Source organism: Sphingomonas sp. P4_D12 (assembly GCF_056401895.1).
The window spans coordinates 126577-138721 of sequence record NZ_JBFUIL010000008.1 but is presented as its reverse complement, the minus strand read 5'-3'; the positions used below and the strand labels follow the sequence as shown (position 1 = coordinate 138721).

Annotated in this window: 14 protein-coding genes; all 14 read right to left on the bottom strand. The window is 66.7% G+C overall.

Features of this window, described 5'->3' with window-relative positions; all coding sequences use genetic code 11:
- Window positions 1-55: 55 nt before the first annotated feature.
- The 14 genes from AC1DSD_RS17010 to AC1DSD_RS16945 all read right to left on the bottom strand — a co-directional run bounded on the left by AC1DSD_RS17010 (window position 56) and on the right by AC1DSD_RS16945 (window position 12144).
- Window positions 56-337, bottom strand: a complete 282-nt coding sequence (locus AC1DSD_RS17010) for an Acb2/Tad1 domain-containing protein (RefSeq protein WP_478031746.1) — start codon at window positions 335-337, stop codon at window positions 56-58.
- A gap of 46 nt (window positions 338-383) precedes the next feature.
- Window positions 384-1016 (bottom strand): DUF2460 domain-containing protein, encoded by a 633-nt coding sequence (locus AC1DSD_RS17005; protein WP_478031745.1) that lies wholly within the window; start codon window positions 1014-1016, stop codon window positions 384-386.
- On the bottom strand, window positions 1013-4348 hold the full coding sequence (locus AC1DSD_RS17000) for a hypothetical protein (protein WP_478031744.1): 3336 nt from the start codon (window positions 4346-4348) through the stop codon (window positions 1013-1015). Before AC1DSD_RS17000 ends, AC1DSD_RS17005 begins: the two co-directional genes overlap by 4 nt.
- 71 nt (window positions 4349-4419) lie before the next feature.
- A complete protein-coding gene (locus tag AC1DSD_RS16995; protein ID WP_478031743.1) occupies window positions 4420-4617 on the bottom strand; it encodes a hypothetical protein in 198 nt (65 codons plus the stop codon).
- Window positions 4618-4727: 110 nt separating this feature from the next.
- Window positions 4728-5402: a hypothetical protein gene (locus AC1DSD_RS16990; RefSeq protein WP_478031742.1), complete on the bottom strand. Its 675-nt coding sequence runs from the start codon at window positions 5400-5402 to the stop codon at window positions 4728-4730.
- A gap of 4 nt (window positions 5403-5406) precedes the next feature.
- Entirely contained in the window at window positions 5407-6570 is a 1164-nt protein-coding gene (locus AC1DSD_RS16985; protein ID WP_478031741.1) for a phage tail tube protein, read from the bottom strand.
- A 6-nt stretch (window positions 6571-6576) separates the two neighbouring features.
- Window positions 6577-6840: a hypothetical protein gene (locus tag AC1DSD_RS16980; RefSeq protein WP_478031740.1), complete on the bottom strand. Its 264-nt coding sequence runs from the start codon at window positions 6838-6840 to the stop codon at window positions 6577-6579.
- A 14-nt stretch (window positions 6841-6854) separates the two neighbouring features.
- Window positions 6855-7322 carry a hypothetical protein gene (locus tag AC1DSD_RS16975; protein ID WP_478031739.1) on the bottom strand — a complete coding sequence of 156 codons (468 nt, stop codon included), beginning with the start codon at window positions 7320-7322 and terminating at the stop codon, window positions 6855-6857.
- A complete protein-coding gene (locus AC1DSD_RS16970; protein ID WP_478031738.1) occupies window positions 7322-8083 on the bottom strand; it encodes a hypothetical protein in 762 nt (253 codons plus the stop codon). The genes AC1DSD_RS16975 and AC1DSD_RS16970 overlap by 1 nt, the downstream gene beginning before the upstream one ends.
- Window positions 8084-8087: 4 nt before the next feature.
- Window positions 8088-8450: a head-tail joining protein gene (locus AC1DSD_RS16965; protein WP_478031737.1), complete on the bottom strand. Its 363-nt coding sequence runs from the start codon at window positions 8448-8450 to the stop codon at window positions 8088-8090.
- 3 nt (window positions 8451-8453) lie between these two features.
- The gene (locus AC1DSD_RS16960) at window positions 8454-8873 is read right to left on the bottom strand and encodes a hypothetical protein (RefSeq protein WP_478031736.1); all 420 of its coding nucleotides are present in this window, start codon (window positions 8871-8873) and stop codon (window positions 8454-8456) included.
- 50 nt (window positions 8874-8923) lie between these two features.
- Complete coding sequence (locus tag AC1DSD_RS16955) at window positions 8924-9958, bottom strand: major capsid protein (protein ID WP_478031735.1); 1035 nt, start codon at window positions 9956-9958, stop codon at window positions 8924-8926.
- Between the two features lie 82 nt (window positions 9959-10040).
- Complete coding sequence (locus tag AC1DSD_RS16950; protein WP_478031734.1) at window positions 10041-10703, bottom strand: hypothetical protein; 663 nt, start codon at window positions 10701-10703, stop codon at window positions 10041-10043.
- Window positions 10704-10770: 67 nt separating this feature from the next.
- Entirely contained in the window at window positions 10771-12144 is a 1374-nt protein-coding gene (locus AC1DSD_RS16945) for a S49 family peptidase (protein ID WP_478031732.1), read from the bottom strand.
- Between the last annotated feature and the right edge of the window lies 1 nt (window position 12145).

Sequence of the window (12145 nt, the reverse complement as noted above, 5' to 3'; positions counted from 1 at the left end):
GGGAGAGGGAGGGAGCGCCCAACGGGCGCGGAAGGGTGAGGGTCGAACACTGCGGTCACGCGGTGATGTGCTTGACAGCCCACATGACAGCCTCTTCCACGCGCTCAATCGCGATATTCAACTCGCGATCGAACGTCATGACAGCCATCGGCTCGCCGTCGATCTCGCCGGCCGGCTCGGGCGGCGTGCGAAGGCTGTCGATCAGGGTCAGGAACTCGGCGCCCTTGTCCTTTACCGCAACCATCTGCGCCTTCTCGGCATCCGACAGCACGCGATAATTGTGACGCACCGAGTTATTCGCCGTCCGATCATCGGACTGGCTCGCAACAGTATTCATCGTCTTCTCCTCTGAAAAACCGGTCGAAGTACCACTTCGACCGGAACTACCCGCGCACTCCCACCAGCGGGATGCTGCCCGCGCTCTGCGAATTGATCGTGTCGAACGTGACAGACAGCCAGTCGTCGTCGAACCGCACCGGCACATCGAACTCGAAGCCAGCGGTGATCACGGCGCCATCGGCCGGGGCGGTGTCGAAGGTCACCACGCCCGTGCCGCGCGTCACGCTGAAGTCGCCCTCGGCGACCGCGACGCCGTCGACCGCGATAATCAGCGTCCCCGCCACCGGCCACAAGATCGGGCGATCGTAATGGTTGCCGGCGCCGTCCGAATAGCGCTTGACCAGGTCGAACGTCGTGGTCGCGCCGTCGCCGGTGCCGAGCGGCTGGTCGAGCATCGTCGGCGCCGACCGCCCATCGGCCGCGCTCGTATAGTCGAGCCAGTCCTTCATCAGGAACGATTCGAGCCGCCCCTTGCGCACGTAATGAAACGCCCTGATCTCCGCGAGATCGGCCGGGGTCTTCACGTTGTGCGCGATCTCGTATTTGGGCAGCGGATGCACCCATTTGGCGAGGCGGTGTTCGGCGCCCGAATCGACCTGGGTGATCGTGGTCGAGAACATCGGGCCGCCGGCCGAGCCCTTCGACCACTTTTCCGGCAATCTTACGTCGACGGTCATCGTTGACTCCTCGGGGCGGCCAGCCCCTTGCGAACCGCGCGGCCTGCCATCAGCTGCATCCCACGAGCGTTGACCGCGGCAATCCGACGCGGATTGCTCGGCTGCGGCGAGTTGAAGACGGTTTGGAATATCGTCGTACCGCCGCCCCCAGCGACGGCCGGTTCCATCTGGCGCGACTGCTGATTGTTGAGCACCGAGATCCGGCCACCGCCGCCGTTGAAAAGCAATTCGCGGCCATTCTCGCCCACCCAGGACAGCCCGCGCGGGAGGTCGTCGGTGCCGGATGCGAACCCCGGCAGCGACGACAACAGCGACGACGCCGAGCTTGGCGAGAAGATCGAGCCGCCGACATCGCCCCAGTCCGCGCCGAGATTGCCTGCCAGCGCGCCGCCGCCGCCACCAATGCTCCCACCAAACAGCGACGCCAAACTGCCGAGAATGCTGCCGAACCCGCCACCGCCCCCGCCGCGCGATTTTTGCAGCGCCTCGGCGATCGGCCGGAACAGCACCTCGTCGAGGAATATCTCGAGCAGGCCCTTGAGCATCGGATCCTTGACGCCGAGCGCGTTGGTCAGCGCGTCGTCGATCCCGTCGCGCACCTGCGTCAGCTCGTTGGTGACCAGGGTCTCGACGCGGTCGTTGATCGTCTTGGGGTCGGTGTCCTGCAGATACTTGCCGAGCGCACCCTGATTCTGGCGGTCGATCGACTCGACCTTGAGCGGATGCAGCCTGTCGAGATTGGCGAGCGCGGCCTGTGCCTGGTCGGCCTGTTCCTTGGTCGCCCTGCCGAGCCGGAACAGGTCGATCGTTTCCTGCGCCTTGATCCGCGCCTGTTTTTCTTCCTCGTCCAGGATCTCGAGTGCCAGGTCGCGGCGATCGGCGATCGTCTTGGCGAGGTTTTGCTCGGCGTTGAGCAGGTCGCGGCGATTGTCGCTCGCCGACAATTCGGCATCGACCGCATCGCGCAGATGGTCGGCGAGATTGTCGGTCTCGATCGTGAGGATCTTCTCGCCGGCGAGTTGCTTCGATTTCTCGACCAGCACCTTGCCCTGCAGCACGGAAAATTCGCCGAGCGCCACCTTGGCGTTGATGTCGGCCTCGGTCTTCTGCTGCTCGACCGCGATCTGGTCCTTGGCGAACTGGGCGATCGCGTCGATATCGTTGATGTTGGCGCGCTTCGCCGACAGGATACCGCCATCCAGCTGCGCGAGCTGGTCCTCATACGCCTTCTGGCGCCGGATCGCTTCGTCCGCCGCGCGATCGTCCGCGGCAGCACCGCTGTCGGCCTGCGACCGGCTTCCTTCGACGTGGAAGTGACCGCGTTCCTTGAATACCTTGCTAAGGTTGACGCCTTGCGCCGCGAATACCTTACGCAGCAGTTCGGGCGTAACGCCCGCGCCGAACTGGATATCGAGCGCCCAGCGTCCCTTCGCGCCTTCGTGCGCGCTGGTGCCGGGCGGGGCCACGGGATTGTCGGCCGGTCGCCCGGCTGCGACCCAATTGTCGTACAGCTGCTTTTGCTGACCATAAGTGCGGCTGACCGAATTGACCTGCAATCCCGCGCCGCGTGCGATCTTGGCAGCTTCCTCTGGCGTTAGTTCGCGACCGGTCTCGCGGTTACTGACCCGAGACGCCTTGTCCGCCTCCCGTTGCGCGTCCAGCGCGGCCTTGCGCGCTTTCTCGATCACCGCGAGTTGCGCGGTCAGCACGCCGGTCACCTGCTTGCCGGCGTCCGCTTCTTTCCGAGCCGAGTCCTTGGCAGCCTTGGCCTTGTCGTCGTACAATTTATTGATCCGCGCGATCGGATCGGCCATCCGCTTGGCCTCTTCCTCGGCGAGATCGACGCGCGTCTTTTCGACGTTGATGCGTTCCTGCTTGAGATCGGCTTCGGCCTTGGCGAGCGCATCCTTGACCACCTGCCGATTGGCCGCTGCCCCAGCGACCGCTTGGCCGCCGCTCGGGTCGCCACCAGCCATGTGCGCCTGCAGTTCGAATTCGGCATCGGCTTCCTTGAGCAGCGCCACCGTGCGCTCGCGGATGGCGACGATATTATCGAGCTTTTTCTTCGCCGCGATATTGGCCTGCTCGCCCGTCGTCCGCTCGGCATCGGCTTGCTTCTTCAGCGCATCCGTTTCGGCGTTGATCGCCTCGGTTACGCCCTCGAGCGTTTTCTGGTAGAGCGCCTTAGCCGCCCGCGACGCCTCGGACTGCTTTTCGTCCTCCTTCATTTTCGCGACCAGGTCAGCAACGCTGTGCCCGGTCTCGAACAATTTGGAGCCGAGCAGGCCAAGCAGCGACACGGCAGTGATGACCGCCAGCCCCACTGGACCGCCGAGCACCGAGGCCATGACGCTGCCTTCCTTGGCCACCATCGCCAGGCCGCCGACGACCTGACCGCTCTGCTGCGCGAACACCTGCATCAGCGGGGTTCCGGCAGACAGCTGGGTGGTGACGTCGTTGACCTGGAAGCCCAGGTTGGTCAGCCCGGCCCGCTGCGCGCCGGACAGGCCACGTTGCGCCGCGGTCTGCGTCTTGATCGCGGCGATCGCGCCCAACGTCATCTGACGTTCGCGCTGCAGCGCCGCCGAGCGCTCATCGGCACTGAGCACGCCGGCAAGCTCGGCCTGACGCACCTCGCGCACCGTCGTCAGATAATTGCTGATCACCGCGTAAAGGGGATTGTACCGCGCACGCAGCCGGTCGGCCGCCGATGCCTGGTTATCCTCGGCCTGGGCGGCCGATTGCATCGCCGCGGTGACCGCCTGCCCCTTGTTGGCGACGCGCCCAAGCACCTGCTCGAGCGTGGCAGCCGATAGCGCGGCGCGGTCGACCGAGGCGTCGCCAGCCACCAGGCGCTGGGTGCCGGATCGCATGTCGACCCTCGGCGCCACCACCGGCGCCGCTGGCGTGGCATTGGCATTCTTGACCTCGCGGGCATATTCCGCCGCCGCCTGCTGTGCCGCGACCAGGGCGCGCGCCGTGGCGTCGACGCCACGTGCCGCGGCCTGATTCTCCGCCTTGAACAGCGACAACCCGCTTTTCGCTTCGGCGATCGTCCGCTGATAGGCCTCGGCACCCATCGTGCCGGCCGCCAACGCGGCCTTGGCATCGGCGAGTTTCTGGCTCGCCGATGCCTGCGCGACGCCGAATGCCGCCGCGCTATTGGTCGCGCGCGCCACCGCCTCGTCATGCGCACCCGCCGCGGCGCTCGCCGCCGCGATCGCGTCGATGCTCTGGGTCGCGGCCTGCCCGACCGTGCGGAACGCGGCGACAGCTTCCTGCTGCCCCTTCACCCGCACGGCGTAGTTCAAGGCGCGATCGCGAGAGGCCATCGGAGCTCCAACAGAAAAGGCCCCGCGACGACGCCGCGAGGCCGGTTAACATCACTTACGGTCGGGACCGGTCAGTCCCGCCGGTCGCGCGCCGCGCGCATCTTATCCCAGGTGCGGCGCACGATGTGGATCGCCGCCATCGTCCAGGCCGCCTGCACCGGCACGCCGTCCTCGGGAAGGAACCCGTCCTCCCGGTTGCGCGCCAGCTTGACCACCAGCCAGCTGAGATCGGTGATCAGATAATCGGGGTGGACATGGAGCCAGCGCATGCCGGCGCTTTGCTGCGGCAGGAACGTGTCCCCGCGCAGCGGATAGGCTGGGGTGAAGGTCTCGCCACCGGCGAATGCTTCCGGGTCGAAGGCAAACGCCGCGGCGAGTATCAGTTTTTTTCCTGGTCCTCGTCGGGCACGAGCAGGCGCATCGCGAAGCCGGTCAGCACCGGGCGATAGGCCTTGGGGATCGCCTGATAGGCCGCGCTGGTCAGCCGCCCGTCTACGTCGCGCGGCAATTCGTCGTCGATCTCGCGCGTTACCGGCTGATCGCCCTCGCCTTGCTCCACCTTCGTCTCGGCACGGCGCACCAGCAGCTGGCGGACGATCTCGATCTGCGACAGATCGTCGAACAGCGCGCGGTCGGCGAGCAATTCGGCATAGGGCATCCAGTGCCGCGCGAGCATCGCCTCGATCGCCGCCACCTCGGGACCGATCTCGCGGCATTCCGCCTCGCGCTCCGCCCTGAGCCGCGCCATCTCGGCCGCCCGCGCCTCAAAATCTGGCTCGTCGATCTCGTCCTCGGTGATCGGCGTGATCAGCCGATACCAGTCCTCCATCACCCCATTCTGCCGCTGCGCCTCGGCCGGGTCGCCCGCCGCCGCGCCCAGCGCCTTGATCCCGGCCGCCGCGGCGACCCGGATCTCGGCCTGGTGCGGGCGCCGCACGCCGCGCTTGGTCAACGCGTGACGCAGCAGCGGCGTGTCGTATTCGGTCGGCGTGCGGAAGCCATATTTCAGGCTCCCGATCTCGCACCAATGCAGGTCGCTTACCCGTGCCGCCATGATGTCACCAGAACAGCAGGTAGAGCGCGGAATCGACGCCGACCGCCTCGAACGGCAGGCCGTCGGCGCTGATGCCGTCGAGATCCTCGTCCTCGATCCCGGTATAGGCGAGGCGGGGTATCAGCAGCGACACGCGGTTGCCGTCGACTTCGCCCCAGTTGAGCCACAACGGCTTGACGCCGCCGGCGATCAGGTCGGCGAACGCGTTGCGGTCGCTCAGCACCAGCAATTGCGGGTTGATCCGGCCGGTGACCTTGCGCGAGGTGACGCGCGCGGGGTCATAGCCGAATTCCGCGCCCGGGCAGTCGCCCTGGGTGATCTGGTTGCCCAGGTCGAGGGTGAAGTTGCGGAAGCACACCCGCGTGCCGTCGAGCCAGGCATCGGCATCGCGCAGCGGGCGCGGACGCACGCTGTCGAACACCGCGCCGGTCGGATTGGCGACGTCGTCCGGCTCGTGCATGATCCCGCGCAGGGTGGCGGTGAACTTTCCGGTCTGGCGCGTCTGCATCGCGAAGGCGAGGTTCGCCGCGGCGCCGGTGATCTTGTGCAGGATCGCATTCCCGCTGCCCGAATTCTTCTTGTAAAGATAATCGGTGATCGTCTTGAGCGCGGTCGACGACGGCACGAACAGATTGCCGGCCTTGACCGAATAGGTCGTGGTGGTGTCGGGCGTGACGTCGAAATCGGGATAGACCGTCGCCGTCTTGGTGCTGGTGTTATAGGCGGTGATCACGCGGGTCTGGCCGGGCCCGGTACCACCGGTCGTTTCGAGCACGAAGCCGGTCAGGTCGGTCGCGGGACCGCCGCTCGCCAGCTGGATGGTGGAGGTAGTGCCGGCGCGCGCGGTGCCGGCGCTGTCGGCCGCCAGCGTGGTCAGGCCCATCGCCGCCGCCTGCAGATAGGGCGCGAATTCGGGCGCCGTGCCCGGCGTGCCGCTGCCCTTGGCATAGAAGCGGTGCGTGCGCTCCATATAGCCGCCGCCGACGATCGACTGGGTCGAATCAAGCGAACCGGACACTTCGTCGGTCTGCTCGAGCTCGAAATTGGGATTGGCCTTGGGCTCCTCGACCAGCACGGCGTCGGTCGCCGGCACCGGCGACGGATCGGTGCCGGACGTGACCTCGGTCTTGGCCAGGACGAGCCGGTTGCGCATCAGGAAATCGCTCATCGTCGGTTACTCCGCAGGGGTTTCGGGATTGGTCGCATCGGCCAGTTCGGGCGGCGACAGCGCTTCGGCGATCTGTCCAGCGGATTGCCGAAAAATCTGGACAACCGGCTCGCCCGTCTTTTTCGCGCGTCGTGGGGCGGACACTGGCTGCGCCATCCCCGCGCGGTCGAGCCGATCGATATTGACGGCCTCGGCATGGTCGACGCTCGGGTCGATGACATGCGTATCGCCGCTCCGGGCGGTGACGCCCGTGCGAATATGCTCCGTCATTGTTGTGCTCCTACCTAAGGGCCAGGCGACGAGGCATCGCCCTCGCGCGTCATGTACTGGACGGTAAAACCGATCGTCTGGACGCCGACGATGCGCGCGCCGCTGACCGACCGGCCAACATACGGCTTCGACAGGGCACCGCGCAGCACGCCGATCGCCAGCCCGCCGAGCTGGATATCGTTCGGGTCCTGCAGCGCGTCGCAAATCGCGACGAAGCCATCGTCGAGCAGAACATAAGCCTTCGCCGTGCTGCTTTCGGCGACGACCATGCCGACGGTGAAGTCGGATTCGTTGGTCTCGACCGAGCCGGTCAGATCGCCAGGCTCGGGCTCGCCGCCCTCGTCGAAGACGATGGCGTCCATCTGGTCCTCGCCGACCGGCTCGCTCGGATTGCGGAGCACCGTCTTCCAGCCGAGATCGGCGCGCACCGCCTCGAGCTTGGCCGCGATCGCGTCGAAGATCTGGCGCCGCACCGATGCCATCAGGCGAGCCCCGCCTCGCCGGCCCGGCGATCCCACACGCGGTCCATGTTGCGCTCGAAAATCGCCTCGCTTTCATCGAGGATCGGCTGCAGCCCGCCGAGACGGGGCGGCAGCGTCACGCTTTTCATCAGCACGTCGAGCAGGTCGGTGTGACCGGTACGTTCGTCCTTGCGCAGCAGATAGAGCTTGTTCGGGTCGTTGCGGTCGGCGCGCCAGAACGTGCTGGTGCCGGCCGCCTTGTTGTACCCGGTCGGGACGAAGCCGCCGCGCGCCTGCAGGAACGCCGATCGATCGTCCTCGGCGATGCGCAGCCATTCGCCTTGCGGGCGGATCGTCGACCCGTCCAGATGGGCGAGCAGATAGTCGATGAAGCTCTGCGGACCCAGGCCGCGGCCCAGCTTGGAATAGATCAGCCCGGCGAACTGGCCCTTGGCCGCCATGTCGTCATAGAGCGCCGACTGCACCATCGCATTGGTCGCGCGGCTATGGTTGTTGCGGGTCGGCGCCGATCCGGTGAACACCCCGTCGAAGAACGTGCGCAGGCTCTGCTTGAGCTTGTCGATCGTCAGCACGACCGTTTCGACCGAGGCCTGGGCGATCACCACCGCGCCATCCTCGATCCCGGCAGCGAACGCCTTCATCGCCTTCACGTCGAGGAACTCGACGGTGAAGCCGCCGCCGCGCGCGCCGGCCTTGTGGAAATTCATGACCGAGGAGCCACGCGCGCCGGCCAGCATTCCGGGAGAGGATTTGCGTACCATCGGGTCAATCCACCAGGGTCAGGTCGGCGTGCCAGAACGCGCCGGTCTCGTCCCGCTCGGGCAGGCCGCGAATGGTCAGTGTCTCGTCGACCACCAGGGTCACGCCGTCATCGGCGAAGTGGCCGACCTCGAGCGTGCCGTCGCGGTCGAGCACCGGCACGTCGTCGGCGCAGATCCAGGCGGTGCGCTGTGAAGTGGTCGCACCCTGGTCCTTCGCCATGAAGCGATTGCGCGCCTGGCCCTTGTCATAGATCAGCGTGAACGGGCCGATCGCCGTCCCTCCGCCAGGCGCCGTGTAGCGCGCGGGCGCGGCGTGTTCGTCCGCCGACAGGAAGGACGCGCGATCGGCCGCGCTCTCGACCGGCATGGGTCAGGCCTTGGCCGGCGCCGCTGGCTTGGTCGCCTCGGCAAGTTGGGCGGTCAGGTCGGTGACCTGCTTTTCGAGCTCGACGATTTTGGCGTCGCGCAGATCCTCGATCGCATGGGCGTCCTTCAACGCCTTTTCGAGATCGGCAACCTTGCCCTCGGCATCGGTTGCCCTCTGCTCGGCCGCAGCCACCTCGAGCGCGGTCGGGCTGTCGCCCGCCTCGGTCACGACATGCGCCAAGCGTTCGACGATATGGCCGCGTGCGACCAGCGCCTCGACATCGGACGGCTTGAGTCCGTGCTTGTCGAGTAGCGCCTTGGTCAGGTGCGTACCGGCAGGAATGATCTGGCGCGTCGGCTCGTCGCCTTTGGACGCTGCCATGCGCGTCGACAGCTCTGCCCGCGCGATAAGGATTTTCTTCATGGGAGTCTCCGGTAGAAGGGAGCCGGGCGGCCGGGGCCGCCCGGCCGATATCAGCGGACGGTCGCGAACAGCGTGCCGTCGATGCGGCCCGCCGCGGCGATCGGGTTCGTGATCGTCTCGACCCATTCGACGCCGGTGTTCGGATCGATCCAGTTGTGCGCGAAGAACTCCGCCTCGGCGTAGTTATTCTCGGCGTGCTGCGGGCACCCGAACAGGATCCCGCCTTCAAGGCCGCCCTGCGCGATCAGGCCGACCGAATAATCGGGCAGCAGCTTTTCGGGCGTGCCGGCGTCGTTTTCCTGAATGTCGTTATAGACGTAGAACTCGGTGTCGCCCGCACGACCCTTGAAGGTCGGCGCGCCAGGCACGCCCTTGGTGAAGCCGAGATCCATCGCCGTGGTCTGACCCAGCGTGCGGTCGATCATCTTGTCGAACTTCGGGTCCGCCTTGAACAACTGCCAGGCGAGACGATCGAACAACGACGCCGTGACCGGCGCACCGCAGTCTTCCGCGACGGTGTTGGACCAATCCTCCCAGTCATCCCACGGCGAAACGCCGCTTTCTCCCCAGCGGTCGGTCGTCAGCAGCGCCTTGGTGTGCGAACCGGTACGCTGGAAGTCGACCGTCACCGACGGATAATCGTCGGCAACCAGCGTCATCGCGCCGGTCTGCAGCTGCTGAGCAGACTGCCATTCGAGCGACCGGGTGATCTTCTTCTGATGATCGGTCAGGTACATCTCGCGGATCGCGGCAGCGCGATCGCCCGGCGTCATGTCGCCGCCGATGCGCTCGCCGGCCATGCGCGACATCACTTCCTTGCCGGTGATCTGGTTTTTCGGCTTGTAGCTCGCCGGGACCAGCGACTCGAGGCGGAAGCCGCGCGGCTGATGCACCTTGCCGGGCGAAGTCGGCGCCACCAGTGGGGCGCGGCGACGGTCGGGAATGACCCGATCGAAATAGACCTCCGCCGTGGTGAAGGTCAGGCGGCGCGGATACATGATCCGCTGCAGGAAGCTGCCCGGGACGTAATTGTCCGGGATAAGCGGGTTCAGCTCGTCGGGCTGAAACGTGCCATAATCGTCCATGTTGGTTCTCCGAAAAAACGAAGGCCGCCCCAAATGGGACGGCCCTGGCCGGGGCGATCAGCCCGCGAGGTGGTGAATGGGATCAGTCGTCGATCACGAGGCCCTTGCCGCGCAGCCCCTCGCGGATGCTGGCGATGGTGTGCCCGGCGCCCAGCGTCAGCGCCGACCCCACCATCTGCCCGGTTTCGTAGGCGATAGCCTCGACGTCGCCGCCGCTGGCGTCGGCATCCTGCGCCAGCACGAAGTCAGGCGTCTGGGACCCGTCGGTCGCCGCAGCCGTCGAAAGCTTGCGCTTCAGGCTGGTGGAATAGCTGACCACGATCGGGATATAGTCCCCGACGGCCCAGTCGGCGCTGCCATCGGCGATCGTGCCGTTGAGCTGGCCGTTATAGGCGACCGCGACCGTGCCGATGCCATCGATCGTACCGTCGGGACGGACGACCTCGTATTTGCCGGCGTTGGTCGCCGCTGCCGTGAAGCGCAGGTACCAGGTGCCCGCCATGGCGCCGGCATCACTGGTCCAGGTCCCGACCGCGCCGTTGCCGACGGTGCCGCCCGTGCCACTGACCGGCGTGCCGGGGGTTACGGTCGCCGACGCAGCGGCAAGAACAGGACCCATCACGGATCCGGCGACGAACGCCGCACCGGTGACGGTGATCTTGCGCGTGGTATACGTCCCACCAGCGACGATCTGCTTGGGCGCGAACGTCGCGCCCTGGGTGTAATCGGCCTGATCATAAGCCATTGTCTGTCTCCACTAAGGGGCCCGGAAATTCTGGCGGCCCCGTGAAAGGATCGGCGTCGCCGCCGGGTTACTTGGCCGCCTTCGCCTTCTTGGCGTCGGCATAGGCCTGGCCGCGATTGACCTTGGCGCCCGGCTGCTGGTCGGCCGCCTTGGCCGGCAGCAGGTCGGGCTTCGCAGCGTCAGCCTGGGCACCGGCGAGCGCAGCCGCTGCGGCTTCGCCCTCGGCGTTGCGCAGCGCGATCGCGAAGGCGCCCGGCTGGATGCCATCGGCGATCGCTTTCGTCAGCGCGGCCTGATTACCATCGCCGGCGATGGCCTGCAGGCCGGCGACGCGGTCGCGTTCGGCCTGCTCGGTCGCCGCCTTGGTATCGGTCGTCGCCTTGGCGACAGCCGCGTCGAGGTCGGCTTGCGTGAGTACCGGGGCATCCGCCGCCGGTGCGGTCGTAGTGGTGTTCATGCTCGTCTCCAGAATTCGCGCACCGGGCGCGGTTGCGACGGTGCGCGAGGCACCCCCGTTCACGGCCTGGGCAAACTCTTTCATCGAAGCGTCCCAGGGCATGATCTTGTCGACGAGGCCGGCCGCCAGGCCTTCCTCGCCACCGTAAAAACGCGCTTCCTGCGCGATTATCTGATCGACCGACAGGCCGCGGCAGTCCGCGACGTGTGCGATGAAGTCCCGCGCGCAGAGGTCGACCTCGCGCTGAAACTTGGCGGCGACTTCGGGATCGAGCGGAAAATCGGACGACCCGTCGGCCTTGTGCGCGGCCGAGGTGATCATCGTCACCGTCATGCCGTCCTGTTCGTTCGCCTTGGAGAAATCGACATGCGCGATCAGGGCGCCGATCGACCCGACCCAGCTATACGGCGCGCAAGTGATTTCAGGCGCGCAGACCGCCAGCGCATAATCGGCCGAGGCCGCGCAGCCGCGGACGATCGAGCGCATCGGCTTGACCGCCGCCAGCTCGCGCAACGCGGTCGCCGTCTCCATCATGTCGACCACCGACCCGCCGCCCGAATCGTGGTCGAGGATCACGCCCTTGACCCGATTGTCGTCCTTCGCGACCCGCGCCTTGAGCGCCAGCCCGCTATAACCGGTCATGCCCGACGCGGGGTCGAGGCCGTTTTCAGGCATCAGCGTCCCGCGCACCCGGAACACCGCGACGCCGTTCCAGATTTCATAGGGGTCGAGCAGCGCGCCCGTGTTCCAGTCGCGCGGAAACATATCGGCATCGCCTGGCATCAGGTCGAGCTCGGATCTGGCCGACTGGGCCAGCTCCTGCAGCTGCGCGATCGGCTTCACCCCCGCCTCGCCAGCGACAACGAGCGAACCGATATTGAGCCGGGGCCCGAGCACGCCCAGGATGATCTCGGCCTTGTGGCGCGAGATCGCCACGGGGCGATTGAACATGTGCTCGGACAGGTCGGCGAGCGAATAGCGCATC

Coding starts and splice junctions, on each gene's coding strand:
- AC1DSD_RS17010 (WP_478031746.1), bottom strand. CDS start 337: ATGAATACTGTTGCGAGCCAGTCCGATGATCGGACGGCGAATAACTCG.
- AC1DSD_RS17005 (WP_478031745.1), bottom strand. CDS start 1,016: ATGACCGTCGACGTAAGATTGCCGGAAAAGTGGTCGAAGGGCTCGGCC.
- AC1DSD_RS17000 (WP_478031744.1), bottom strand. CDS start 4,348: ATGGCCTCTCGCGATCGCGCCTTGAACTACGCCGTGCGGGTGAAGGGG.
- AC1DSD_RS16995 (WP_478031743.1), bottom strand. CDS start 4,617: ATGCGCTGGCTCCATGTCCACCCCGATTATCTGATCACCGATCTCAGC.
- AC1DSD_RS16990 (WP_478031742.1), bottom strand. CDS start 5,402: ATGGCGGCACGGGTAAGCGACCTGCATTGGTGCGAGATCGGGAGCCTG.
- AC1DSD_RS16985 (WP_478031741.1), bottom strand. CDS start 6,570: ATGAGCGATTTCCTGATGCGCAACCGGCTCGTCCTGGCCAAGACCGAG.
- AC1DSD_RS16980 (WP_478031740.1), bottom strand. CDS start 6,840: ATGACGGAGCATATTCGCACGGGCGTCACCGCCCGGAGCGGCGATACG.
- AC1DSD_RS16975 (WP_478031739.1), bottom strand. CDS start 7,322: ATGGCATCGGTGCGGCGCCAGATCTTCGACGCGATCGCGGCCAAGCTC.
- AC1DSD_RS16970 (WP_478031738.1), bottom strand. CDS start 8,083: ATGGTACGCAAATCCTCTCCCGGAATGCTGGCCGGCGCGCGTGGCTCC.
- AC1DSD_RS16965 (WP_478031737.1), bottom strand. CDS start 8,450: ATGCCGGTCGAGAGCGCGGCCGATCGCGCGTCCTTCCTGTCGGCGGAC.
- AC1DSD_RS16960 (WP_478031736.1), bottom strand. CDS start 8,873: ATGAAGAAAATCCTTATCGCGCGGGCAGAGCTGTCGACGCGCATGGCA.
- AC1DSD_RS16955 (WP_478031735.1), bottom strand. CDS start 9,958: ATGGACGATTATGGCACGTTTCAGCCCGACGAGCTGAACCCGCTTATC.
- AC1DSD_RS16950 (WP_478031734.1), bottom strand. CDS start 10,703: ATGGCTTATGATCAGGCCGATTACACCCAGGGCGCGACGTTCGCGCCC.
- AC1DSD_RS16945 (WP_478031732.1), bottom strand. CDS start 12,144: ATGCGCTATTCGCTCGCCGACCTGTCCGAGCACATGTTCAATCGCCCC.